At 46.8% G+C, this 24,620-nt stretch carries 23 protein-coding genes; 15 read left to right on the forward strand and 8 right to left on the reverse strand.

The genetic code is table 11. From position 1 onward, the window contains the following. Positions 1–11: 11 nt before the first annotated feature. Both IRJ16_RS03280 and IRJ16_RS03285 read right to left on the reverse strand, forming a co-directional pair. On the reverse strand, positions 12–1,127 hold the full coding sequence (locus IRJ16_RS03280; RefSeq protein ID WP_194110081.1) for a TPM domain-containing protein: 1,116 nt from the start codon (positions 1,125–1,127) through the stop codon (positions 12–14). Between the two features lie 72 nt (positions 1,128–1,199). Further along, entirely contained in the window at positions 1,200–2,474 is a 1,275-nt protein-coding gene (locus IRJ16_RS03285) for an SGNH/GDSL hydrolase family protein (RefSeq protein WP_194110082.1), read from the reverse strand. A 294-nt stretch (positions 2,475–2,768) separates the two neighbouring features. Between IRJ16_RS03285 and atpD the strand changes: the two genes are divergently transcribed. The 4 genes from atpD (at position 2,769) to IRJ16_RS23175 (ending at position 5,478) form a co-directional block, all read left to right on the forward strand. After that, a complete protein-coding gene (atpD, locus tag IRJ16_RS03290) occupies positions 2,769–4,274 on the forward strand; it encodes a F0F1 ATP synthase subunit beta (protein ID WP_194110083.1) in 1,506 nt (501 codons plus the stop codon). 85 nt (positions 4,275–4,359) lie between these two features. Beyond that, on the forward strand, positions 4,360–4,611 hold the full coding sequence (atpC, locus tag IRJ16_RS03295) for an ATP synthase F1 subunit epsilon (protein WP_194110084.1): 252 nt from the start codon (positions 4,360–4,362) through the stop codon (positions 4,609–4,611). A gap of 329 nt (positions 4,612–4,940) precedes the next feature. Then, positions 4,941–5,189: a hypothetical protein gene (locus IRJ16_RS03300; RefSeq protein ID WP_194110085.1), complete on the forward strand. Its 249-nt coding sequence runs from the start codon at positions 4,941–4,943 to the stop codon at positions 5,187–5,189. Next, entirely contained in the window at positions 5,182–5,478 is a 297-nt protein-coding gene (locus IRJ16_RS23175) for a type II toxin-antitoxin system RelE/ParE family toxin (protein WP_194110086.1), read from the forward strand. Before IRJ16_RS03300 ends, IRJ16_RS23175 begins: the two co-directional genes overlap by 8 nt. A 149-nt stretch (positions 5,479–5,627) precedes the next feature. On the opposite strand, the gene IRJ16_RS03310 is transcribed toward IRJ16_RS23175, so the two are convergent. After that, positions 5,628–5,909, reverse strand: coding sequence for a DUF7710 domain-containing protein (locus tag IRJ16_RS03310; RefSeq protein WP_194110087.1), 282 nt, complete (start codon positions 5,907–5,909; stop codon positions 5,628–5,630). After that, complete coding sequence (locus IRJ16_RS03315; protein WP_228079776.1) at positions 5,906–6,694, reverse strand: Fic family protein; 789 nt, start codon at positions 6,692–6,694, stop codon at positions 5,906–5,908. The genes IRJ16_RS03310 and IRJ16_RS03315 overlap by 4 nt, the downstream gene beginning before the upstream one ends. Before the next feature lie 425 nt (positions 6,695–7,119). On the opposite strand from IRJ16_RS03315, the gene ilvD reads away from it, so the two are divergent. The 11 genes from ilvD to ilvA all read left to right on the forward strand — a co-directional run bounded on the left by ilvD (position 7,120) and on the right by ilvA (position 19,835). Then, positions 7,120–8,826, forward strand: coding sequence for a dihydroxy-acid dehydratase (gene ilvD, locus IRJ16_RS03320; RefSeq protein ID WP_228079778.1), 1,707 nt, complete (start codon positions 7,120–7,122; stop codon positions 8,824–8,826). Positions 8,827–8,978: 152 nt separating this feature from the next. Further along, a complete protein-coding gene (gene ilvB / locus IRJ16_RS03325) occupies positions 8,979–10,685 on the forward strand; it encodes a biosynthetic-type acetolactate synthase large subunit (protein WP_228079826.1) in 1,707 nt (568 codons plus the stop codon). A gap of 67 nt (positions 10,686–10,752) precedes the next feature. Continuing rightward, positions 10,753–11,358, forward strand: coding sequence for an acetolactate synthase small subunit (gene ilvN, locus IRJ16_RS03330; RefSeq protein ID WP_194110089.1), 606 nt, complete (start codon positions 10,753–10,755; stop codon positions 11,356–11,358). Between the two features lie 112 nt (positions 11,359–11,470). Next, complete coding sequence (ilvC, locus tag IRJ16_RS03335) at positions 11,471–12,529, forward strand: ketol-acid reductoisomerase (RefSeq protein WP_194110090.1); 1,059 nt, start codon at positions 11,471–11,473, stop codon at positions 12,527–12,529. A gap of 155 nt (positions 12,530–12,684) precedes the next feature. After that, positions 12,685–14,100 carry a 3-isopropylmalate dehydratase large subunit gene (gene leuC, locus IRJ16_RS03340; protein WP_194110091.1) on the forward strand — a complete coding sequence of 472 codons (1,416 nt, stop codon included), beginning with the start codon at positions 12,685–12,687 and terminating at the stop codon, positions 14,098–14,100. 118 nt (positions 14,101–14,218) lie between these two features. Next, positions 14,219–14,500 carry an antibiotic biosynthesis monooxygenase family protein gene (locus IRJ16_RS03345; protein ID WP_194110092.1) on the forward strand — a complete coding sequence of 94 codons (282 nt, stop codon included), beginning with the start codon at positions 14,219–14,221 and terminating at the stop codon, positions 14,498–14,500. 117 nt (positions 14,501–14,617) lie between these two features. After that, positions 14,618–15,208 carry a 3-isopropylmalate dehydratase small subunit gene (gene leuD, locus IRJ16_RS03350; protein WP_194110093.1) on the forward strand — a complete coding sequence of 197 codons (591 nt, stop codon included), beginning with the start codon at positions 14,618–14,620 and terminating at the stop codon, positions 15,206–15,208. Positions 15,209–15,360: 152 nt separating this feature from the next. After that, the gene (gene leuB / locus IRJ16_RS03355) at positions 15,361–16,437 is read left to right on the forward strand and encodes a 3-isopropylmalate dehydrogenase (protein WP_194110094.1); all 1,077 of its coding nucleotides are present in this window, start codon (positions 15,361–15,363) and stop codon (positions 16,435–16,437) included. 105 nt (positions 16,438–16,542) lie between these two features. Then, positions 16,543–17,301, forward strand: coding sequence for a class I SAM-dependent methyltransferase (locus IRJ16_RS03360; protein ID WP_194110095.1), 759 nt, complete (start codon positions 16,543–16,545; stop codon positions 17,299–17,301). A 117-nt stretch (positions 17,302–17,418) separates the two neighbouring features. Continuing rightward, positions 17,419–18,585 (forward strand): 2-isopropylmalate synthase, encoded by a 1,167-nt coding sequence (locus tag IRJ16_RS03365; protein WP_194110096.1) that lies wholly within the window; start codon positions 17,419–17,421, stop codon positions 18,583–18,585. Then, on the forward strand, positions 18,585–19,835 hold the full coding sequence (gene ilvA, locus IRJ16_RS03370; RefSeq protein ID WP_194110097.1) for a threonine ammonia-lyase IlvA: 1,251 nt from the start codon (positions 18,585–18,587) through the stop codon (positions 19,833–19,835). The genes IRJ16_RS03365 and ilvA overlap by 1 nt, the downstream gene beginning before the upstream one ends. A gap of 89 nt (positions 19,836–19,924) precedes the next feature. Here the strand turns inward: ilvA and IRJ16_RS03375 are convergent, their stop codons facing one another. From IRJ16_RS03375 to IRJ16_RS03390, 4 genes are read right to left on the reverse strand one after another with little or no spacing between them, the layout of a single operon-like run. After that, positions 19,925–20,482, reverse strand: a complete 558-nt coding sequence (locus IRJ16_RS03375; protein ID WP_194110098.1) for a DUF4199 domain-containing protein — start codon at positions 20,480–20,482, stop codon at positions 19,925–19,927. Positions 20,483–20,502: 20 nt separating this feature from the next. After that, complete coding sequence (locus IRJ16_RS03380; RefSeq protein ID WP_194110099.1) at positions 20,503–21,165, reverse strand: hypothetical protein; 663 nt, start codon at positions 21,163–21,165, stop codon at positions 20,503–20,505. 12 nt (positions 21,166–21,177) lie between these two features. Next, on the reverse strand, positions 21,178–22,428 hold the full coding sequence (locus IRJ16_RS03385) for a dihydroorotase (protein ID WP_194110100.1): 1,251 nt from the start codon (positions 22,426–22,428) through the stop codon (positions 21,178–21,180). Positions 22,429–22,458: 30 nt separating this feature from the next. Continuing rightward, complete coding sequence (locus IRJ16_RS03390; RefSeq protein WP_194110101.1) at positions 22,459–24,507, reverse strand: BatA domain-containing protein; 2,049 nt, start codon at positions 24,505–24,507, stop codon at positions 22,459–22,461. Positions 24,508–24,620 lie beyond the last annotated feature (113 nt).

Genomic DNA, 24,620 nt, shown 5'->3' on the forward strand with positions numbered 1-24,620 from the left:
TGTCGGGCGGTCTACCAATCAGATGTAGCGCCTGATGACGAACCGGTGGAAAACCCACTGTTACCGCTGTTACCGTCACTACTGCTACTGCCTCCTCCGCTATCTGATGAACCACCGCCCCAGTTACCCCAGTTGCGCGGTTCATTGGCTTCACGGTCGTGGGCTTCCTGTTCACGGCGGTCGTCTTCCTCGCGGTCGCGCTCTTCACGGTCACGGCGTTCATCTTCTTCACGGCGTTGGCGGTCGCGCCGCTCTTCGTCCGATCTTTCCTGAAGTGTACGTGCGGCATATCCCGCGGCTGCACCTGTGGCAAAATCGCCTAAGCGGCTGCCACTACTACGATATCCGCCACCATAACTACCGTAACTGTTATATCTGCGCGAGCTGCTGTAGCCCGAACTGCCATAGTTACCATCGCCCACATAATTGTCGGTATTGCGTATAGTTTCGTAAGATGATGAACTACGGTTAATTAATTTGCGGATCACATAGATCACCAATAGTACCGACAAAAACACAGCGAACCATTTCCATAACTGGCGGTCACTCTCGGCGACTATGGCATCTGCTTTCTCTCTGGCAATTGCCGCCTGCTTAACCACGGCTTGCACACTGTCGGCGCGCACTTGTTCCAGTTTCTGTTCTGCTGCAGATAGCGGCAGGATATCTTCTACCCCTGATATCAACTCGCTCAGGCCTGCTTTATAATCCTTTTCGCGAAAGCCGGGCTTAACCCTATCCAGCAAAGCCAGGCTCACATCGTTCGGGAACAATTCGTCCAGGTTACGTGCTACCTCTATCCGTTGCTTGCGCTGGTCAATAGCGGCCACGTAAACAATACCGCGCTTATTTTTACCTACACCCCACCTACGGCCGATCAGCACCGCAAATTCCTCGATATCATACATCGAGGGTATCTTTTTCACCAGCACAATGGCCATCTGCACATCGCGCTTGCGCTCTATCGTAAAGATCTCTTTATTTAGTTCGGTCTCTTCGTCGGCGGTAAGTACCCCGGCAAGGTCATTCACATAGGAATTCTTTTTAGGCTTGGGTATTTGAGCCGACGAGTTAAATGCCGTGAAAGAGATGGATATTATTAAAAGGCTTAGTGCAAAACGGCGCATAGGTATAACAAGGTTTATTTTGACTTTAAAGTAAAACATTTAAACCCAAAGTAACAAAAATGCAGGGCGATCTTATGGCAACACAGCGGCATAAGCCGAAATATTGACCGTTTTTATAGTGGTGCCATATTTTTGATTGATAGCCCTGATGAACTCGTTAGCCTCCAGCGCATAGCCACGTGGCGTAAGGTGGATACCATCAAGCGAGAAAACACCACCTGTGATGTAAGCCGAACTAATATTCACACCATCAACGGTCTGCCCTGCTTTTAGCAGACCAGACATCCCACGCACATCGAACAGAGCCAGATCATGAGCATTCGCCACAGTTGCAATGGTATTGTTATAGTCGTTAAGGTGATCCTGCACAATAGCCACCTCGTTAGCATCCAGCACAAATTTATCTTCGATAGGCGCATCTACAGATAGTCCATACGGACGTAACCCTGCGGATGTATTCACCATCTGGCCTACTTTGGTCGTCTCAAAGTTCAGCACCAATAGGTCGGCGGTTGTGGCTATGCGGGTCGTATGGGTAGTATCCGTAATGCTGCTATTTACTTTGGCCCTGATGAACAGATTAGCTGTCGGTTGCACTTTACGGATGTCGGCTAAAATGCCTGCCACCGTAATAGTATTAAAGTAAGGTATATAAGTAACGTCTACGATATTGGCCAATGCGCCTTTTTGTCCGTTGCTTACTAATTTATTGATCAGCGAGGTATAAAGCCCGTAGAAGGTGGCTTTGTTGGTCGGCATAGCAGCCGTCCCGCCCGAGGCGGCATATTCCAACAAATCATTACTGCCTAACCAGCAAGTGAAAAAGGTGTAGGGTTTGGCAATAATAAAGTCGCGGTAGGCGGTGATGTTACTTGGCGGGGTGCCGGGTAATAGGCGTTCGTAGTATGGGTTTTTGTTGCCGTAGTTAGCATCGGCAATGTCGGCCATTTTAATGCCGGTGATGCCGAAGTTATTGTTGTTACCGCTGTATTTAGTCAGCAAGGTCATTCCGTTAGCTGTTACTCTCACCGCCAACTTATCGGTAACCCTACCAATGACAGGCAGACCATTAGGTTGAAAGCCGTTCATTTTCAGATAACCCGTACCGTTAGCCTGCGCGGCATCAAATAATGGCTGGTTAAATTCGCCGCCACCTGCTGCTTTTAATTGCTGCGCGATGATATTAGGGAATGAACCGATCTGTCCATCGCGATACAAACCATCATTAGAATGACCGGCCGTTTGCGAATCGCCAATGGAGATGTAAGCGGAGAAGTCTACCTGCGGATTATTGCCCGATGCAGGCGGACCTTTCGCCTCGCCGTCCGGACCGATAAGCGGTTTCATGGAACATCCCTGAACAGATATTAAGATAATAAGCGCTATTGTGGCTTTGCCGGCAAGGCGTGGTAATTGCATATTTATCCAAAAATGGCTTTTATTGAGCTATTTAAGCAGCATAACGCAAATATGCACCGATATGATACAGTTGCTTTAAAAATAGTGGAAAAATATCTGAAAAAAATTTCAACACAGGCATTTTCAATATCGTTTTTAAAACCTAACTTTGCACCACTAAAATAGCACCCTGTAATGGGGCGGCAACTCGATCATTAATTTCTTTTAAATACCAGGTTATTTATGCCCAATATTGGAAAAATATCTCAGATCATCGGTCCGGTAGTGGACGTTAGCTTTGCTGACGACGCTCACCTGCCGCGTATCTTTGACGCCTTGGAGATCACCAAGGACAACGGACAAAAAATTATTCTTGAAGTGCAAAGGCACTTAGGCGAAGACCGCGTACGTGCAGTTGCGATGGATTCTACAGATGGTTTGCTACGTGGCATGCCGGTAGTCGATCTTGCAACTCCGATCACCATGCCTGTTGGCGACGCAGTTAAAGGCCGCGTATTTAACGTAGTTGGCGACCCTATCGACGGCCTTGTTGCCCTTGATAAAACAGGTGGCCGTGCTATCCATAACAACCCTCCCCGTTTCGAGGACCTTTCTACCGAGTCTGAAGTATTGTTCACCGGTATCAAGGTTATCGACTTATTAGAGCCTTACGCTAAAGGTGGTAAGATCGGTTTGTTCGGTGGTGCGGGTGTAGGTAAAACTGTATTGATCCAGGAACTAATCAACAACATCGCTAAAGCATATTCTGGTCTATCTGTATTTGCAGGTGTAGGCGAGCGTACACGTGAAGGTAATGACCTTTTGCGCGAGATGTTGGAGTCAGGCATTATAAAATATGGCGACGAGTTCATGCACTCGATGGAAGCCGGTGGCTGGGACCTGAGCAAGGTTGATATGGAAGAAATGAAAGAGTCTAAAGCTACTTTCGTTTTCGGACAGATGAACGAGCCTCCTGGTGCACGTGCACGTGTGGCTTTATCAGGTCTGACTTTGGCTGAGTATTTCCGTGATGGTGATGCAGAAGGCAAAGGCCGCGATATCCTGTTCTTTATCGATAACATCTTCCGTTTCACCCAGGCAGGTTCTGAGGTATCAGCGTTGTTAGGCCGTATGCCTTCGGCGGTAGGTTACCAACCGACCTTGGCTACCGAGATGGGTATGATGCAAGAGCGTATCACGTCAACTAAACGTGGTTCGATCACTTCGGTACAAGCGGTTTACGTACCTGCGGATGACTTGACCGACCCTGCGCCGGCCACAACCTTCGCCCACTTAGATGCTACTACCGTACTTTCACGTAAAATTGCCGAGCTTGGTATTTACCCTGCGGTGGATCCACTGGATTCTACCTCACGTATCCTGAGCGCTGCTATTTTAGGCGACGAGCACTACAATACCGCACAACGTGTTAAAGAGATCCTGCAACGCTACAAAGAGCTGCAAGATATCATCGCGATCTTAGGTATGGACGAACTTTCTGAAGAAGATAAGCAAACCGTATCGCGCGCACGCCGTGTACAACGTTTCCTTTCACAGCCATTCCACGTAGCTGAGCAATTCACCGGTCTGAAAGGTGTATTGGTTGACATTAAAGAAACCATCAAAGGTTTCAACATGATCATGGACGGCGAAGTTGACGAATACCCTGAAGCAGCTTTCAACTTGGTAGGTAGCATCGAAGAAGCTATCGAAAAAGGTAAAAAACTGTTAGCAGAAGCGAATGCTTAATTTTAAGAGTCCAGAGTCAAGAGTCAAGAATCAAGATTAGAAAAAGTCTTTATTCCTGATTCTTGGCTCTTTAATCTACTCCACAATGATATTAGAGATCCTAACTCCCGATAAAAAAGTATTCGAAGGCGAAGTTACTTCGGTGACCTTACCAGGTACTTTGGGATCATTTGAAATACTGAACCACCACGCTCCTATCATCTCTACTTTAGAGGATGGTAAACTGATCGTGCGCGGCGGCGGCAAGACCGAAGATGTTTACCTGATACATGGCGGCGTTGTTGAAGCCAACAACAACAAAGTGATCGTATTGGCCGAGGGTATCACCCACAGGTAGTAGACTTCTTTAAGATACTTAAAGCCCTCTGACAGATGTTGGAGGGCTTTTTTTGTTCGGCCCTATCTCACCTCAGCAAAAGCTTAAAAGAGAAAGTTGACAAAGGTTAACATAATTCAAATTAATATTTATTAAAAAATTGATAATCAATTAGTTAATAAAATAAAGGTTACCCATAATGTTAAGCCTTATCGCCTCTCTTCCCACGCCCAACCGTCATCGCGAGGAGCCTCTATCAGCGACGTGGCGATCCCCGGCAGGCAGAGCAATAACAGTGACCTTCCATTACTCATTACAATTGCTTAAATTTGTTTATAAACGTTCAGGTTATGACAACTACAACCATGCGAGAGAAATTGATCACCTACTTGTCGGATGCCGATGAAAGTAAGGTGAATGCTCTTTACACCCTTTTGGAAAAAGATATAGAAGATGTTGACGATACCTTAACGTTAACAGAAGAACATTATACTATATTACGCGAAGAACGCGGTGCCTACTTAAAAGGAGAAGGAACTTCATATACTGCCGAAGAGTCGATCCAAATAGCAAAAGGCGAACGAGACATCGATGTATAAACTTATCGTTAGGAAACGTGCAAGTAATGCTCTTAAAAAAGCATACGATTGGTACGAAAATGAACAAATCGGCTTGGGCAATGCGTTTATTGAAGAAATACAAGATTGCTATACTAAACTCCGGTCACATCCTTTTGCCTATCACAAAGTAGAGTATGAATTCCGCCAATTTAATCTAAAGAAATTCCCACATGTAGTTGTCTACGATATAGACGACATCAACGAATTGGTGATCATATATTCCATCTTCCACCCAAAACGCCATACCAAGAAGAAGTTTGAGGATTGATCTTTTGAAAACGAACGTGTAATAGTTCTTCGGTACCGGTAGCCCCGCTTTCTGTCCAAGTTTTGCCCTGGCGCACCGGACCGTCCTTCGCAAAAGCTTTCCCGCCAATCGGGTTTAGAATGATAGGTAGCGTTAGTAAGGTGATTCAGCTATTGCTCTAACTCTCCGTTTTCGTAATGATAATGCTCCTGACTTCCCGATGTGAATGCTTGAATAAAAAATGGTTCTTTTTCGCTATCTTTTTTTATCTCAAAAAAATCGTTTTTAATAGCCCAATCATAAACACCTTCATTTATCGGGTACTTAGTTAATAGTCCGGTAAGTTTATTGGCCATTATCCACTTTTCGGCCACATTCAAAGATGTAAAAACGCCACTCGAAAACCTTGCTCCAGTGCCATGGAATATCCAAATTGAATTTATCTCATTCATGTGTTTAAAGTTTGTTGAAGCATCCCCAAAAACTCCCCAACCTTATCATAGTCCAACACCTCGTACTCCAACCCCATCCGCCTGATATTAGCATAGTAAGCCTCGTGATGGTCGTAATAAAACTTCTCCGACTGCACGAACCATGCCTTTTCTCCTAACTTCTGCGCCAAGAACCATTTTTCCAGCAGGCGCGCGGTGCGGCCGTTGCCGTCCTCAAAAGGGTGGATCTTTACAAAGATCAGGTGGATAAGCGAGGCAAAGAAAAATGTCTCGGCAAAGCTTAATTCCGCATCTATCAGTTTAGCAACATCGCGATAAAACTTAGCTAACTCGGTCGGAACATTTTGTGGCAGACAGGCTATGTACTCAATTTTGCCATCCGGAGTCATCACAAACATATTGCCGGTGCGTGTTTTGCCGCGCTGACTTTTTTGCAGGATGTGTTTAGTTAATAAGGTATGGGCTTCAGTTACTGTCGACGCATTTAATGGGTTTGCTTTAGCAACGCGGTAAGCATCGTACAGGTCGTCTATCTTTTGCGTATAGTCGGGCAGGAATTTTACGCCTAATTTTTTGTGTTTGATGTAAGAGTCCAGTTCGATAGGCTCTCCTTCTATTTTGGATGAGAATACAGCAGATACCGAGGTGTAAAAACTGAAGGTATCGGCAGAGAGTTCGCTATCCTGCAAGGCATCAAACTTCAAACGGAGGTCGGTATCGAAAGTCGATAAAAATTCGTTTAATAATTCTGTTGGCAATATCTCTAATTGGAGGTCGTTCATCATTTAGCGATGTGAAGTTAAACTTTGCATGTGGTAGATCTTTTCACATAGCGCAAAATTTTGCACTTTTTGCACCATTTGCGCAAAATTTTGCTCCTACTCCCCCATTTCACGCCGAAAAACGCTCCCTATGCTATGCACGCATATATTCTATACCGAATACCGTTTTTAACTTTGGTATAGATAGCTAAATTTTATATATTGCATAAATCAACATTACCAATACAATAATTCGATTTATCGAAAAAAGCCAAATTATATTCTTATTTCAAATAATCACCATCTGCTATTGTGCCTGCAAAGGCATCTGCCTACCTTACAAATAACAAACGACAATTAAACCGGTCCCCAAAACATGTACAACCAAATGGCGTAATCGACTGCTTGCTGTACCTATAACACAGAGACCCAAAAATAACCACGACTACATGAGCCATACTGAAACCAGTGAAGCTATAGAATTGAATAAGTACAGCAAGGTCCTTACGCAAGACCCTACCCAACCGGCCGCGCAGGCGATGCTATACGGGATAGGCCTTACCGACGAGGACATGCAAAAAGCCCAGGTGGGCGTGGTGAGCATGGGTTATGATGGTAACACCTGCAACATGCACCTTAACGACTTAGCCAAGATCGTTAAAACAGGCGTTTGGGATCAGGACCTTGTCGGACTGATCTTCCATACCATTGGGGTGAGCGACGGCATGAGCAACGGCACCGAGGGTATGCGCTACTCGCTGGTGAGTCGTGATATTATTGCCGATTCTATCGAGGCGGTTGCCGGTGCACAGTATTATGATGCCATTATTGCGCTGCCGGGTTGTGATAAGAATATGCCGGGATCACTGATCGCAATGGGAAGATTGAACCGTCCATCTATTATGGTGTATGGCGGTACCATTAAACCGGGCCACTATAAAGGTGAGGATCTGAATATCGTATCAGCATTCGAAGCATTAGGTAAAAGAATAGCCGGAACGATCACTCCCGAGGATTTTATGGGTGTGGTTAAAAACGCTTGTCCAAGCGCGGGCGCTTGCGGTGGGGTTTATACCGCCAATACCATGGCCGCCGCCATCGAGGCTTTGGGTATGAGTTTGCCTTACTCCTCTTCTAACCCCGCGTTGAGCGAGGAAAAGAAAGCAGAGTGTTTAGCGGCCGGCAAAGCCATCAAGATATTATTAGAAAAAGACATCAAACCGTCGGACATCATGACCCGCGCGGCTTTCGATAACGCCATCGTTACCATTATGGTATTAGGCGGATCTACCAATGCGGTGTTGCACCTGATCGCTATGGCCAAGGCTGTTGGCGTAAAGCTGACTCAGGACGATTTCCAGACCATCAGCAACCGTATCCCGGTATTGGCCGATATGAAGCCAAGCGGTAAATACATGATGGAAGACCTGCACAATGTTGGTGGCGTACCTGCCGTAATGAAATACCTGCTGAACATGGGCTGGATAGATGGCAGTTGTATGACCGTTACCGGAAAGACATTGGCTGAAAACTTAGCCGACATTGAGCGGATCAACTTCGAGACACAAAAAGTTTTCTTACCGGTAGAACATGCTATTAAAGCTACCGGTCACTTACAGATATTATACGGGAACCTTGCCACGGGCGGCAGCGTTGCCAAGATCAGCGGTAAAGAGGGCGAAAGCTTTGAAGGCCCTGCCCGCGTTTTCGACGGGGAATTTGAACTGATCGACGGCATTATGAGCGGTCACGTTAAGGCCGGCGACGTGGTGGTTATCCGCAACGTTGGTCCGATCGGCGCGCCGGGTATGCCCGAGATGTTGAAACCGACCTCTGCCATTTTTGGCGCAGGTTTGGGCAGTTCGGTCGCTTTAATTACCGATGGCCGTTTCAGCGGTGGTACACACGGTTTCGTGGTAGGTCACATCACACCCGAGGCTTATGCCGGTGGCAACATCGCCCTGGTACGGAACGAGGACCGCATCCAGATAGATGCCCGAACCAACAGCATCAACCTGATGATCAGCGACGAGGAAATGGCAGCCCGCAGAGCGGCTTACACCCGCCCGGCACTTAAAGTGACCAAAGGCCTACTTTACAGATACGCAAAAACTGTAGCGTCGGCAGCAGAAGGTTGCGTAACGGATGAATTCTAAGATGTGTTCTACGTAGGACGTTGTACGTTGTACGTAATGCATCAAACTAACAAAAAGGTAAAAAAACGTAGAACGTAAAACCTACTACGTAAAACATAAAACGAATGGAAACTCAAACGATCACTCAAGAAACTGTTGAGACCGCCGAACAAATGGCGACAACACCATCAGTAGAAGTTTCAGGATCAGTGGCCCTTTTAGAGGCACTGTTAACTGAAGGTGTGGATACCATTTTTGGTTACCCAGGTGGTGCCATTATGCCAATATACGATGCCTTGTACGATTACAAGGAAAAGCTGAACCATATCCTGGTCCGTCATGAGCAGGGTGGCATTCACGCCGGTCAGGGTTATGCCCGTACCTCGGGTAAAGTGGGTGTGGTTTTCGCGACCAGCGGCCCGGGTGCTACCAATTTGGTTACCGGTTTGGCCGATGCGCAGATCGATAGCACGCCTTTGGTTTGTATCACCGGTCAAGTATTCGCACACTTATTGGGTACTGATGCTTTCCAGGAGACGGATGTGATCAACATTACTACCCCTGTCACCAAATGGAACTATCAGGTGACCGACGCTAACGAGATACCTGAAGCTATCGCCAAGGCTTTCTACATTGCAAAGAGCGGTCGCCCGGGACCTGTGCTGATCGACATCACCAAGAACGCGCAGATCCAGAAATTCGAGTATAAAGGCTACGAGCCTTGCAACCATATCCGCAGCTATCGCCCAAAACCGATCGTACGTAAAGAGTACGTAGCGCAAGCTGCTGAGTTGATCAACTCAGCCAAAAAACCATTCGTGTTATTTGGTCAGGGTGTGATCTTAGGTAGTGCCGAGCAAGAGTTTAAAGCTTTTATCGAGAAGAGCGGTATCCCATCTGCCTGGACCGTTTTAGGCGCAGGCGCTATCCCGACCGATCACCCGCTGAACGTGGGTATGTTGGGCATGCACGGCAACTACGGCCCTAACGTATTGACCAACGAGTGCGACGTACTGATCGCTATCGGTATGCGCTTTGATGACCGCGTGACCGGTCGTTTAGATAAATATGCTAAGCAAGCCAAGGTCATTCACTTAGACATCGACCCGGCCGAGATAGATAAGAACGTTAAATCGACCGTACCGGTATGGGGTGATTGTAAAGAGACGCTTCCGATGCTGACCGAACTGATCGTACCTAATGATCACTCTGCCTGGTTAGCCAAATTTGCTGAATATACTAAAGCAGAAGTTGAGCAAGTGATCGATGCCGAGTTGAACCCGACCGAGGGCGAAATGACCATGGGCGAAGTGATCAACCAATTAAATAAGCTAACTAACGGAGAAGCGATCATCGTGACAGACGTTGGTCAGCACCAAATGGTAGCTTGCCGTTACGCGCAGCTGAACAAGACCCGCAGCAACGTGACCAGTGGTGGCTTAGGTACCATGGGCTTTGCTCTGCCGGCAGCTATCGGCGCTAAGTTTGGCGCGCAGGACCGCACCGTAGTAGCTGTTATTGGCGATGGAGGTTTCCAAATGACCTTGCAGGAATTGGGTACCATTATGCAGTCAGGTGTCGACGTAAAGATCATGATCCTGAACAACCGTTTCCTTGGAATGGTGCGTCAATGGCAGGAATTGTTTAACGAGCGTCGTTACTCTTTTGTAGATATCCAAAGTCCGGATTTTGTGCGACTGGCATCGGCCTACGGTATCGCCGGAAAGATCGTCAACGAGCGGGAAGAATTGCAAGGTGCGCTGAAAGAAATGCTGGATCACAAAGGATCATTCCTTTTAGAAGTTATGGTGACCAAAGAGAATAATGTATTCCCAATGGTGCCCCAAGGTTGCAGCGTAAGCGAGATAAGGTTGAAATAAGGTGAAAGCTGAAAGGCGAAAGCTAAAAGGTTTGTGACCGAATGACCAATAACAAATGACCATTAAAATGAGCGATCAACAAGATATCAAACAGGAATTTAACATCACGGTGTATACCGAGAACCAGATAGGTCTGCTTAACCGGATAGCTATTATATTTACCCGCCGTAAGATCAATATCGACAGCTTGAATACTTCACCGTCGGAGATAGAGAAGATCCACCGCTTCAACATCGTGATCAATGAGTCGGAAGAGGTAGTGCGTAAGATATCCCGTCAGATAGAGAAACAGGTAGAGGTATTAAAGGTATACTACCATACCAACGAGGATGTCATCTGGCAAGAGTTAGCCTTATATAAGGTGCCTACCGACGTTATTGCTGAGAAAGCAAGCGTAGAGCGTTTACTACGAGAGAACGGTGCCCGTGCGGTGGTGATCCGTAAAGATTACACCGTTTTTGAGACCACCGGACATCGCGAAGAGACCGACGCGCTGATCAAAGTATTGCAGCCTTACGGGCTGATCGAGTTCGTCCGTAGCGCACGTGTCGCGATCATCAAGGACAGTGAAGGCTTCAACTCCAAACTACGCGAGTTCGAGCGTTTGGAACCTGGCGAGGACGTGATCGAAAATGAGTACCTGAATAGAGGTCAGAAGGTATTTACGATGTAAGAGCCCCCCGGCCCCCTAAAGGGGGAGGAATAAAAAATAGAAATAATTAATAATTGAAAATAAATCATCGGTGTGATCAATCAACCATCGATGCAATCACAAATCAATAATCATGGCAAAACTAAATTTCGGCGGTACTGAAGAAAATGTAGTAACCCGCGAAGAATTCCCGCTATCAAAAGCTCAGGAAGTATTAAGCAACGAGACCGTAGCGGTTATCGGTTACGGCGTACAAGGCCCGGGCCAGGCGCTTAACCAAAAAGACAACGGCATTAACGTGATCGTTGGTCAGCGTAAAAATTCTAAGTCATGGGATAAAGCGATCAGCGATGGCTTTGTTCCGGGTGAGACCTTATTCGAGATCGAAGAAGCTTTAGAGCGTGGTACTATCATTTGCTACCTGCTGAGCGATGCTGCGCAGATCGCTTTATGGCCAACTGTTCAAAAACACTTAACCCCGGGTAAAGCACTATATTTCTCTCACGGTTTCGGCATCACTTTCAAAGAGCAGACCGGCATCATCCCTCCTGCTGATGTAGACGTATTCCTGGTTGCGCCTAAAGGTTCAGGTACTTCATTACGCCGTATGTTCCTGCAAGGCCGTGGCTTAAACTCAAGCTACGCTATCTTCCAGGATGCTACCGGTAAAGCGCAAGAACGTGTGATCGCTTTGGGTATCGCTGTAGGTAGCGGTTACCTGTTCGAGACCGACTTCCGTAAAGAAGTTTATAGCGACTTAACAGGCGAGCGTGGCACGCTGATGGGTTGTGTGCAAGGTATCTTCGCAGCCCAGTACGAAGTATTGCGCAGCAAAGGCCACTCTCCTTCTGAGGCTTTCAACGAGACCGTAGAAGAGTTGACCCAATCATTAATGCCATTAGTGGCCGAGAACGGTATGGATTGGATGTACGCTAATTGCTCAACCACTGCTCAGCGTGGCGCTTTGGATTGGTGGAAAAAATTCCGTGATGCTACCAAACCTGTATTTGAAGAATTATACGAGAGCGTTGCTACCGGCGTTGAGTCTCAACGTTCTATCGATAGCAACAGCAAGACCGATTACCGCGAAAAACTGGATGCTGAATTAGCTGAATTACGCGACAGCGAAATGTGGCAAGCCGGCAAAACAGTACGCAGCCTGCGCCCTGAAAATCAGGTTGTAGAAGCGTAATTTTTTGAGGCGAAAGCCGAAAGGTAAAAGGCGAAAGCTTAAAAAACCACATTGTCATTGCGAGGAACGAAGCAACCGCGGACTATGCAAAAATTGAAAGATCGTGATTAACTTCGCTCTTTGCAATGACATATTTTATAAGAGACTAAAAGAAAATGGGACAAACATTATTTGATAAGATCTGGGATGCGCACGTCGTCAGTAGCAAGGAGGGATTCCCGGACATATTGTATATCGACACACACTTTATCCACGAGGTTACCAGTCCGCAGGCATTTGACGGGCTACGTAAGCGTGGATTGCCTGTTTTCAGGCCAAAACAGACCGTAGCAACGGCGGATCACAACGTGCCTACCTGGGACCAGCACCTTCCGATCAAGGAAGAGCTTTCGCGTTATCAGGTAGATATGCTGACCAAAAATTGCGCGGAATTTGGCATCGAACTTTACGGACTGGGCCACCCTTTTCAGGGTATCGTCCATGTTATTGGTCCGGAGTTAGGCGTAACCCGTCCGGGTTGCACGTATGTGTGCGGTGATAGCCACACTTCTACCCACGGTGCTTTCGGCGCTATCGCGTTCGGTATCGGCACCTCGCAGGTAGAGCAGGTTTTGGCTACACAATGTTTGCTGCAATCGCGTCCAAAGCGCATGAAGATAGAGGTGAACGGTCAGCTCCAAAAAGGCGTTGGCGCTAAGGATATCATCCTGTACATCATCTCTAAAATATCTGCCGCCGGTGGCACCGGCTACGCGGTAGAATATGCCGGCGATACCATCCGCTCACTGAGCATGGAAGGCCGCATGACCATCTGCAACATGAGCATCGAAATGGGTGCCCGTTGCGGACTGATCGCCCCTGACGAAACCACCATCAACTACGTAAGAGGCCGCGAATTTGCCCCTAAAGGCGAGGAGTGGGACAAAGCCGTAGACTACTGGAAAACATTATATAGCGACGAAGACGCTGAGTTCGACTCCGTGTTAAGCTTCAACGCTGAAGACATAGAACCGATGATCACCTACGGTACCAACCCGGGTATGGGTATCGGCGTAACGCAGAACGTTCCGGCTACTGCCGACGTGGAGAAAGCCGAACAACCATCATACACCAAGGCCTTGAATTACATGGGCCTGCACGATGCGCAACCTATCCTGGGCAAACCGGTAGATTACGTATTCATAGGCAGTTGCACCAACTCCCGCATAGAGGACCTGCGTCAGGTAGCCGAGTTTGTAAAAGGCAAACACAAGGCGGATAACGTGACCGTATGGGTAGTTCCCGGCTCTAAACAAGTGCAGGAACAAGCCATCCGCGAAGGACTGGACAAGATATTCGATGCCGCAGGTTTCCCGCTGCGCGAGCCGGGTTGCAGCGCTTGTCTGGGTATGAATGAGGACAAAATCCCGGCCGGCAAATACTGTGTATCTACATCTAACAGAAACTTTGAAGGACGTCAAGGACCAAACTCAAGAACCTTTTTAGCAAGCCCGTTAACGGCTGCGGCGAGTGCTATAACGGGTGTAGTGACTGATATCAGGGAGTTTTTGAAAGAAGAGGAATTGGTATAACCCCAAAGTAAGTAAGCACCTTGTCATTGCGAGGAACGAAGCAACCGCGGAAAAGCAGAGCCGCTCTTTGCGTGTGCGGTTACTTCGTTGCTCGCAATGACAAATGGAATAATATAAAATGATACTCGAAGTAGCCATACTCAATGTGATCCCCGGGAAGCAAGAAGACTTTATCAAAGCCTTTGCCGAAGCCGAAAAGACCATATCAAGTATGGGCGGATATATATCACATCAATTAAAAAGATGCATAGAGCACAACTCGCAATTCATCTTATTTGTAGAATGGGAAAAATTGACCGACCATACCGAGGGCTTTAGAGGATCAGCAGAATATCAGGAGTGGAAAAGGTTATTACATCATTTTTACGACCCCTTCCCTACTGTTAAACATTATATGTAGTTAAACAATTGTCATTGCGAGCGATAGCGCGGCAATCTCATAGGACGATTCACGAGGACCTGCCACTGAGATTGCCATGTCGCTCTCTCTCCTCGCAATGACAAAAGAAAATAAAGTATGAGTACTAAAATTTTTAAACACATACAAAGCACCGTGGTGCCGGTCAATATTGAGAATATCGATACCGACCAGATCATCCCGGCGAGGTTTTTAAAGGCCACTACCCGCGATGGTTTTGGTAATAACCTGTTCCGCGATTGGCGCTTTGACGAGGATGATAACCCTAAACGGGATTTCATTTTAAATAACCCGCTATATTCGGGTAAGATATTATTAGCGGCCAAAAACTTTGGTTGTGGTAGCAGCCGTGAGCACGCGGCCTGGGCCATTGCCGATTACGGCTTTGATGCTGTGGTCAGCAGTTTCTTTGCTGACATCTTTAAAGGTAACGCCTTGAACAATGGTCTGCTGCCTGTACAGGTAAGCGACGAGTTTTTAGCTAAACTATTTGCCGCAGTGGAAGCTGATCCTAATACACAGGTAGAAATTGACCTGGTAGATCAGTTCATCAAAATATCCGCCACCGGCGAGATGGAAGAGTTTGAAGTTAATCCTTACAAAAAAGCTTGTATGACCAACGGATATGACGATATCGATTATATCCTGAGCAATACAGCTTTGGTTGAGGAGTTTGAGCAAGGAAGGTAAAAGCTGAAAGGCGAAAGGTAAAAGGTTAGTAAACCACCAGCGTCATCCTGAGCGCAGCTGAGGATTCCCGATAAACAGAGCCGCTCTGTATAGCCGGGAATCGCCACGTCGCTGATAGAAGCTCCTCGCGATGACGTATTTGATATAGACACATGGCATTAAAAAAACACATATTAGTAATACCCGGCGACGGGATCGGTCCTGAGGTTACGACCTGGGGTAAGGCAGTATTAGAAAAGATCGCCGAGAAATTCGGTCACGAATTTTCTTATGACGAGGCACTGATGGGTCACGCAGGTATTGAAGCTACCGGCAATCCATTACCTGACGAAACTTTGGAAAAAGCCAAAGCAAGCGACGCGATCCTGTTCGGTGCTATCGGTCACATCAAGTATGATAATGACCCATCGGCTAAGGTACGCCCGGAGCAAGGTCTATTAAAGATCCGTAAGGAACTGGGTCTGTACGCCAACCTGCGTCCGATCATGTTGTTCGACGAGTTGCTGGATGCATCGAGCCTGAAACCTGAGGTTTTGCGTGGCACGGATATCCTGTTCTTCCGCGAGCTGACCGGCGATGTATACTTTGGCGAGAAAAAACGCAGCGAAGACCGCAATACCGCGTCGGACCTGATGATCTATCACCGTTACGAGGTGGAACGCATCGCCCGCAAGGCTTACGAAGCAGCACAAGTACGTGGTAAAAAATTATGCTCGGTAGATAAAGCTAACGTACTGGAAGCATCACGCCTATGGCGTGAGGTTGTGCAGGAGCTTGCACCGCAATATCCTGACGTAGAGACCGAACACATGTTCATCGACAACGCGGCCATGCAGTTGGTAAAGAACCCGAAGAAATTCGACGTGGTACTGACCGCCAACCTGTTCGGTGATATTTTAACCGACGAGGCATCGCAGATCGCTGGATCGATGGGTATGTTAGCATCAGCATCTATCGGCGATGGAACCGGTTTCTTTGAGCCTATCCACGGTTCGGCACATGACATTGCCGGTCAGGATAAAGCTAATCCGTTGGCCTCTATCCTATCGGTTGCCCTGATGTTAGAGATCAGCTTCGGCCTGAAAGAAGAAGCCAAACAAGTGACTGACGCTATTGACAAAGTATTAAAAGACGGTTTCCGCACAGGCGATATTGCTGACGCGAATACAGATAAAGTCAAGATATTGGGCACTAAGGCAATGGGTCAAAAGGTATTGGAATATTTGTAGGGTGTTGCAAAGTTGTAAGGTTTGAATGTTGAAAAGTTGATCGAATATTAACTGAATAGCTTTACAACATTCCAACTTTTTAACCTTACAACAAAACATAGAACTATGAAATGGAACGCAGAACTATATGACACCAAGCACGCCTTCGTATCGCAATACGGCGAGAGCGTGGTGGAATTGCTGGATGTAAAACCGGGCGAGCGCATACTGGATCTGGGTTGCGGTACAGGTCAGTTAGCTGATCATATCAGGCAGCAGGGCGCTGAGGTGATCGGTGCCGATGCATCGCCGGAGATGATCGCGAAGGCTCAGGCTACTTATCCGCAAGTTGAGTTTGTGGTTGCTGATGGTACCAATTATCATTTTGATGAGCCATTTGATGCGGTGTTCAGTAATGCTACGCTGCATTGGATAAAGGATGCTGAGGCATTGACCAAAAACGTCTACAAAAGCCTTAAACCCGGCGGACGCTTTGTTGTCGAAATGGGCGGCAAAGGCAATATGGACCAGATCGTGGCGGCGACCACTACTGTACTAACTAAGTACGGTTATGGCGCTAACAAGGCTAACGATCCATGGTATTTCCCATCACCCGCCGAGTATGCCGCGCATTTGGAAGCTGCCGGATTTAGAGTTACCTTCATGGTTCACTTTGACAGGCCTACCCTATTACAGGACGGCCGCCAAGGCGTGGGCAAATGGCTGCAGATGTTCGGCTACACATTTTTTAAGGACATCCCTGAAACGGAACTGAAACAAATTTTAGAAGAGATCACCGACATACTTGAACCGGATTATAATAAGAACGGCGAATGGTATGCGGATTATAAAAGACTGAGATTTATCGCTGTGCGCGAGAAATAGAGTCAAGAGTAAAGAATCAAGAGACAAGACAAAATATTAAATAGAAATTAACTGATGAAAGTTGGGCGATCGGGCGAAAGTCACATATCTCACATCTAACATCTCAAATCTAAGATCATGCTACACGATCCAAACCGCGTTTATGTATTTGACACCACCCTTCGCGATGGCGAGCAGGTGCCGGGCTGTCAATTGACGACCCCTGAAAAAGTAGAGATAGCCCGCGAGTTGGAATTGCTGGGCGTAGATATTATAGAGGCAGGCTTCCCGGTATCAAGCCCGGGCGATTTCCAAAGTGTTGTGGAAATATCAAAAGCCGTGACCAACCCAACAGTTTGCGCGCTTACCCGTGCCAATAAAGGTGATATCGATGCCGCTGTTGAGGCATTGAAATACGCTAAACACCCGCGTATCCACACGGGTATCGGCTCGTCTGATCAGCATATCCTGCACAAATTTAACAGCACACGCGAAGAGATTTTGGAGCGCGGCGTTGAGGCGGTGCGTTACGCCAAGAAGTTTGTAGAGGATATAGAATTTTACGCCGAAGATGCCGGTCGTGCTGATGTTGTATTTTTAGCGCAGATGGTAGAGGCGGTGATCGCTGCCGGTGCTACCGTGGTTAACATCCCGGATACTAACGGTTATTGCCTGCCGGACCAGTACGGTGCCAAGATCAAATTCCTGAAAGAGAACGTTAAGAATATCGATAAGGCCATCATTTCGGTGCATTGCCATAATGACCTTGGTTTGGCTACCGCTAACGCTGTTGCGGGTTTGCAAAATGGTGCACGTCAGATCGAAGGTACTATTAATGGTATTGGTGAACGTGCAGGTAACACCTCTATTGAGGAGGTTGTGATGATCCTGAAAACACACCAGGTCCTTGGTTTGCATACCAATATCAATGCTAAAAACTTTTACGAGTTAAGCCGCATGGTAAGCTCGCAAATGCGTATGCCGATACAAGCCAATAAGGCTATTGTGGGCGCCAATGCTTTCGCGCATTCATCTGGTATCCACCAGGATGGGTTCTTAAAGAACCGCGATAATTACGAGATCCTGCGCCCCGAGGATGTTGGTTTCCCAAGCGCGAGCATTGTGTTGACCGCCCGCAGTGGTCGCCATGCATTGAAGTTCCACTTAGAGCGTTTGGGCTTTACCTTAAGTAAGGACGAACTTGCTGATGTTTACAAAAACTTTTTAAACCTTGCCGATGGCAAGCTGGATATAAACGATACCGATCTGCAGGGTTTAATGGCGTATCGTTTAGTGAAGAACTAATGACTACAGAAACACAAACATTGCTCGATTTCGACGCGGCTTATGCCCGCTTAAAGGATGTAGTTAAACGCACACCGTTAATTTACAACGCAAGCCTTTCGGCAAAATACGAGTGTGATATTTACCTTAAACGCGAGGACCTGCAGATCGTACGCTCGTATAAATTACGTGGCGCCTACAACCTGGTAGATCAGCTGAGCGAGGAGCAATTGGCCAAAGGCGTGGTTTGCGCAAGCGCTGGTAACCATGCACAAGGTGTAGCTTTCTCTTGTAAAAAGAAAAATATCAAAGGCGTGATATTTATGCCCGAGATAACCCCTAAGCAAAAGGTAAAGCAGACCGAAATGTTCGGCAACGGCAATGTAGAGCTAATGCTGACCGGCGATACTTTTGATGACTGCCTGCGCGAAGCTTTGGCTTACACCGCCGAGCACGGCATGACCTTCATCCCTCCTTTCGACGACTATCGCACGATCGAGGGACAAGGAACGGTTGGCGTAGAGATATTGCAAGACCTCCCCGATCTGGATGTGATCATTATGCCGATCGGTGGCGGTGGTTTAGCGGCCGGTACAGGCACTTATCTAAAACAACAGAACCCTGATATCAAACTGATCGGTGTAGAGCCGCAAGGCGCTCCATCCATGCTGACATCGATCACCAATGGCGAGAATACTGCCCTTACCGAGATAGACCGCTTTGTAGATGGCGCCGCTGTTAAGCGCGTCGGTGATAAAACCTTTGCGATCTGTAAGGAAATATTGGACGAGATGCTGACCGTTCCGGAAGGGAAGGTCTGCACCACGATATTAAAGCTATACAACGAGGAAGCTATTGTAGTAGAGCCTGCCGGCGCATTATCGGTAACCGCTTTGGACGCTTGCCGCGAGCAGATCAAAGGCAAAAAGGTGGTCTGCATCATCAGCGGTGGCAATAATGATATCGACCGTATGGCCGAGATCAAAGAAAAATCCCTGCTGTACGAAGGTTTAAAGCACTACTTCATTGTCACCTTCCCGCAACGCCCGGGTGCTTTGAAACTCTTTGTGAATAGCGTATTGAGCAAGACCGATGATATCACTCGTTTTGAGTTCATCAAAAAGACCGAGAGGGAAAGCGGACCCGCTTTGGTAGGTATCGAACTAAAGTCGGCCGATGATTATGCCGGATTATTAGAACGCATGCAAGAGCACCGTTTTGGTGTGAAGATATTGAATGAGGATCCCACCTTGTTCGGGTATTTGGTGTAGAACTTTCAACAAACTCAAAATAAATGAGATAGCAAAAAAAGCGCCGATAGGTCATCCCGATCGGCGCTTTCAATATTATCCGCAGCTGGTTAAACTGCCGGTTCTTGATAGTCGCTACCGTCAAATGGTTGCGGTTCTTTCTTTGTGAAGATAGACGTGATCAAGCTGACAATTGCGCCAAAGATAGCCGAACCTACTGCCGCAAACAGAGCGAACATGGCCGGACTGGTCATTTTAGATGCCATCGACATTGCCTGGTCTATCTGCTCCTCGGACATGTTTTTTTCTTCCATGGCGGCACGTTGAGCATCCTGAACTTGAGTTATCATAGCTGGATTGATAAACGCAATGTAGATATAGGTGAAGATACCGGTTAGCAGGCCAGTAAATACGGCGTACCTAAAACCGGATGAGAACGACTGACCGTAAGTAAGGCTATCGCCCAATAGCTTTCTGTACTCTAATTGCGTCAGCACCATAAAGGCAATGAACGGAATGTAAGTGATATACTTAGCAGGCGAGTTGACGTCAACCTTCATAAAGTCGAATAGCAACGTAAAAACGATAGCTACACCTGTGTTGATCAGCGCCCACTTGGTGGCCACTTTTGTAGAGTTGGGTTTTGGAGCAAATGGGTCAGTTGTCATGATGATGTGTGTGTGTTTAGTTATTTATAGTTGATCAATATCTTATAAACAGCCATATCGAAAGTCCTGAATACGGCGTTGTCTGCCACGGCAGCTTCATCGTTCGACTCAGGGTTTTGGAAGAATGCCATGATCGGGTAGAACAGATCTTTCAATTCGGTGTCATCAGGTAAGGTCTCGGCTACTTTACGTACTTCAGATAGCGGGCTATCCATCAAGATCTGGTTGGTGATCACTGGCTCATAGATGCTGTATTCATCCTGGAATTCATCGTCGTTAACCAATAAGAACTCGTTCAGGTAGTCGTCCAATTCAGGGTCGATCTCTTCGTCGATGCACTCGGTCAGATACAATAACAGGTTAAGCAATTCGGTACCGCGGTCGAGGGTGTCCTCTTCTATTTGCTCCCACTCCTCGCTGTCCAGGTAATCCTCTTCTAACTTCTTTGCATCAGCCGAGAAGAAGTTGATCATCAACAGGTCGAAGAATACTTCGCGCAGTTCTTCCAATTTTGGTTCATCATCAAAAATGGCATCCACATCGGCTACCTTTTCTAAAAAAGTTTTATCAGTGCCAAAGGCAGCGCTAAACTTGTCAATAAAAGGGACCGCGTCGAACACGCCGTACACGGTGTGCGCATTTAAAGCATCGCTAATGGCGGTCTGGATCTTTGGATCTATCATGTTTTTCTGTTATTAAGATTTATAAACCTGGTTATTGTTACAAGTAAGTAACACTTTTCCTTTCAGGGTTTGCCCAAGGTACGGTGAATTGTACGACTTTGACAGATTATTTTGTTTGGTGAATGTCCACTCGGCATCGGTATCAACTAATACTAAGTTGGCTTTTTGTTGTTCGGCGATCGAGGTTGCTTCTACCTTTAAAATACGGCGTGGGTTGACCGATAATTTCTCAGCGATCTGCTCAAGCGACAGACCAGCTTTCAATAAATTTGGTAAGGCGGTCTGTAAAGCGATCATGCCAAATTCGGCTATCTCAAACTCCACATCCTTAAACTCCACCTCGTGCGGGGTGTGTTGGGTTACAATAGCGTCGATGGTTCCGTCTTTAACACCTGCTAACAGCGCATAAACATCGGCCTGCGTACGCAATGGTGGTTTAACTTTATATTGGCTGTCAAAGCCCATTAAAACCTCGTCGGTCAAGGTCAAATTGTGCACGGCAACGTCAGCGGTAACTTTCAAACCGTTCTTTTTAGCTTCACGGATCAGCTCTATCGAGCGCTTGGTAGAAATCGTGCTAAAGTGTATCGGCGAACCAGTATACTCTGCCAAATAAAGATCGCGGGCAACCATTAACTCTTCGGCTAAGGATGGGATACCTTTCATACCCAACATCGTACTTATCACGCCTTCGTGTACTTTTGCTTTACCGGCAATGGCGGTGTCTTCAGGATAAGAGAAGATCAACCCATCGAAGCCCTGGGCGTATAACAAAGCGCGCTCCATCAGGCCGGCATCCTGTACGGGATGGTTACCATCGGTAAAGGCTTTAGCGCCGCTCAGATGCATATCGTATAGTTCGGCAAGATCCTTGCCTTCGCGTTTTTGGGAAATGGTGCCTAACGGGTGGACCTCGACAAGGTTACCTTTGGCTTTATTCACCAGGTATTCCACCTCAGTTTTAGAGTGGACAGGTTTCGCATTCGGTACTAAGGCCAATCCTGTAAAACCACCTGCGGCGGCGGCTTTGGTACCTGTTTCCAGGTCTTCTTTTGTTTCGTAACCTAACTCACCAATATTGCAATTCAGATCAAAAAAGCCGGGTAATGCATAAGCACCATTAGCGTCGAACACTTCGTGATCGCTGCTGATGGTGGTACCAATTTTAGTGATGATACCGTTCTCAATTAAAATATCGGCTTTTTGTTGATGGAACGGCGAGTTGGGATCAATGATGGTAGCTGAGGTAATAAGCAAATTCATGGATAGTGCTTTATACCGCAAATGTAGCAATTATGTGGTAACGGCAGCAACCTGCCTGTCAACTTTATAAAAGCGCACCAGCAATATCTCTATAGCGATGCACACCAGCGCCAACACCACGAACAACTTCCACAATTGCAGGCCGATGTTGATATTGTTCAGCTCGCTCTTTAACGATGGTGTAGCGGCATTGATAAAATTCCCACCCGGGGCCATGGTTTTCAATTGGGTTTCGGTCAGATAACTCATGTCCGATTCGCGGCGGTTGTCGTTAAAAGCGATCACGCTTAATACGCTATCTTGCTTTTTAAGTTCGTAGTTACCTGTCTCTTTTAACTGATCTGAGATGTACAATAAGGTACTTCCCTCCTGTGTGCGTGCATCAGGGATGATGCTATTGCTGCCTTTCACCAACTTCAAAACCTGTTTCTCGTTCAGTTGAATTGGTGGCGCTTCAATGATCTCGTCCTTGCCTACCGAATAAAATAAAGGCTGATTATGCCCGCTCAACAAAGTAATGCGGAACAATATCGGCAACAACATCGCGTGCCTTGGCAGGTTGCTGAACTCCTCATCTAACGGAACAGCCGAAACATACACCTGCCCTGCCCCGCTTTTGTAAGACGCAAAGAACGGTTGGTTACCCGCCATGCTCATGATATTTTCGCTGATGCTTTGGGTAGGTTGGGTCAGTTGATAATATTTTTTTACTACCGGCAGATCAGGGTTCTCAAGCAGTTGCTCAAATACGTTCTTAAAGATCTTGCTTTGGACATTTAAAGACGATACTTTGGTAGCCTCCGCCATCAGCTTACTTGGATAAGCAGCGCGCAAAGGCTGTAACAACGCTTTGTAAGTATTTAGGTCAGCATCGGCAGATTGGAAAACCACCAACGAGCCACCTTTATCTACATAAACTTTTAATTGTTGGGCTAAACCTGCTGATACTGCTTTGACGTCGCTCAAAACTACCAATGGGTAAGTGCTTAATCTGGCATAGTCAACATTGCCATCCTGTGTATTATTCACCACAAAGAACTTATCGGTAGCGAAGGCTGCTTGCAGATATTGATTGGTCGTACCGCCGTTGATCAGCAATACAGGTACTTGGTTCTTCACATTAAACGTAAAGTCGAACTTGTTATCGAAGGTGATTGGATTATCCTGCAAAACCAGTTCGCCATGTTGCCAACCGGCTTTTAGTCCGCTGAAAGCAAGTGTATCATTTTGCACTGCACGAGGTTCTAAACTAAAACTGCCCTGCGCCTTTTGGATACCGTTGATGCTCAATTTTAAGGGGATACGCTTGGCTTCCTGATCGGCATAATTATGTAGGCGCACCACAAGCTTTTCATTCTCATCCGGGCGGTGTACGGCGCTTAATAACCAAACAGAATCTATCGCCACGTTAGGTAACATATTAGCTTTTAGCTGGACCAGATTAAGGTTTACGCCCGAGTCGGCCTTGAGGGCACTCTGCTTGCCCATGTTGCTTTGAAAATCTGACAGCAGGAATATCGATGCGGTGCCCCCTTGTGTCTTGATCAAACTTTCCTGACGGTCTACGATCTGTTGCAGATCACGGCTTTGCGGACTGATCTTTACGGCATCTACCGCGTCGTCAAATTCATCGCGACTTAATAAACGTTGATGCTTGCCTTCAAGGTCTTGGGTAAGCAGTTGAAACCTATCGTTGATGCCGTAAGATGCGGCTATCTCTTTAGCATGGCGCTTGGCCTCGTCCAATAGCGACCCCTCTTTACTCAAGGTCTGCATCGAATAAGAGTTATCTACAAAAATGCTGACGATCTGCTGCTTGCCTATTGCGACCGAATTATTATGCGGGATGAATGGCTTGGCAAATGCTAAAACTAAAAAGAAGATAGCTAATAGTCGAGCCACTAAGATCAAGCGCTCCTTTAGGTTACGACGCGAGGCCTGCTGCTCCTGCAACTCTTTTAAGAACTGCACATTGCTGAACATCACCCGCTGATACCGCCTGAAATTGAACAGGTGCACAATTACAGGGATGGCCAAAGAAGCCATTGCGAACAAAAAAGCCGGGTATAGGAAGTGCATATACAAATATGTAAAAACAAACGAGAAATGCATCTTTTTAACGAAAATGCTACTCGGGTGAAATTCACATATTTATGTGAACGTGAGGGCGATGCTATTTACTTACCTTAGTA

It is taken from the genome of Mucilaginibacter myungsuensis, assembly GCF_015222005.1.
Taxonomy (GTDB): Bacteria; Bacteroidota; Bacteroidia; order Sphingobacteriales; family Sphingobacteriaceae; genus Mucilaginibacter; species Mucilaginibacter myungsuensis.

Coding starts and splice junctions, on each gene's coding strand:
- ilvB (WP_228079826.1), top strand. CDS start 8,979: ATGGCGACAACACCATCAGTAGAAGTTTCAGGATCAGTGGCCCTTTTA.
- ilvN (WP_194110089.1), top strand. CDS start 10,753: ATGAGCGATCAACAAGATATCAAACAGGAATTTAACATCACGGTGTAT.
- leuD (WP_194110093.1), top strand. CDS start 14,618: ATGAGTACTAAAATTTTTAAACACATACAAAGCACCGTGGTGCCGGTC.
- IRJ16_RS03380 (WP_194110099.1), bottom strand. CDS start 21,165: ATGATAGATCCAAAGATCCAGACCGCCATTAGCGATGCTTTAAATGCG.
- IRJ16_RS03310 (WP_194110087.1), bottom strand. CDS start 5,909: ATGAATGAGATAAATTCAATTTGGATATTCCATGGCACTGGAGCAAGG.
- atpC (WP_194110084.1), top strand. CDS start 4,360: ATGATATTAGAGATCCTAACTCCCGATAAAAAAGTATTCGAAGGCGAA.
- IRJ16_RS03300 (WP_194110085.1), top strand. CDS start 4,941: ATGACAACTACAACCATGCGAGAGAAATTGATCACCTACTTGTCGGAT.
- IRJ16_RS03360 (WP_194110095.1), top strand. CDS start 16,543: ATGAAATGGAACGCAGAACTATATGACACCAAGCACGCCTTCGTATCG.
- atpD (WP_194110083.1), top strand. CDS start 2,769: ATGCCCAATATTGGAAAAATATCTCAGATCATCGGTCCGGTAGTGGAC.
- IRJ16_RS03285 (WP_194110082.1), bottom strand. CDS start 2,474: ATGAAACCGCTTATCGGTCCGGACGGCGAGGCGAAAGGTCCGCCTGCA.
- leuB (WP_194110094.1), top strand. CDS start 15,361: ATGGCATTAAAAAAACACATATTAGTAATACCCGGCGACGGGATCGGT.
- ilvA (WP_194110097.1), top strand. CDS start 18,585: ATGACTACAGAAACACAAACATTGCTCGATTTCGACGCGGCTTATGCC.
- leuC (WP_194110091.1), top strand. CDS start 12,685: ATGGGACAAACATTATTTGATAAGATCTGGGATGCGCACGTCGTCAGT.
- IRJ16_RS03390 (WP_194110101.1), bottom strand. CDS start 24,507: ATGCACTTCCTATACCCGGCTTTTTTGTTCGCAATGGCTTCTTTGGCC.
- IRJ16_RS03375 (WP_194110098.1), bottom strand. CDS start 20,482: ATGACAACTGACCCATTTGCTCCAAAACCCAACTCTACAAAAGTGGCC.
- IRJ16_RS03345 (WP_194110092.1), top strand. CDS start 14,219: ATGATACTCGAAGTAGCCATACTCAATGTGATCCCCGGGAAGCAAGAA.
- IRJ16_RS03385 (WP_194110100.1), bottom strand. CDS start 22,428: ATGAATTTGCTTATTACCTCAGCTACCATCATTGATCCCAACTCGCCG.
- ilvD (WP_228079778.1), top strand. CDS start 7,120: ATGAGCCATACTGAAACCAGTGAAGCTATAGAATTGAATAAGTACAGC.
- IRJ16_RS23175 (WP_194110086.1), top strand. CDS start 5,182: ATGTATAAACTTATCGTTAGGAAACGTGCAAGTAATGCTCTTAAAAAA.
- ilvC (WP_194110090.1), top strand. CDS start 11,471: ATGGCAAAACTAAATTTCGGCGGTACTGAAGAAAATGTAGTAACCCGC.
- IRJ16_RS03365 (WP_194110096.1), top strand. CDS start 17,419: ATGCTACACGATCCAAACCGCGTTTATGTATTTGACACCACCCTTCGC.
- IRJ16_RS03280 (WP_194110081.1), bottom strand. CDS start 1,127: ATGCGCCGTTTTGCACTAAGCCTTTTAATAATATCCATCTCTTTCACG.
- IRJ16_RS03315 (WP_228079776.1), bottom strand. CDS start 6,694: ATGATGAACGACCTCCAATTAGAGATATTGCCAACAGAATTATTAAAC.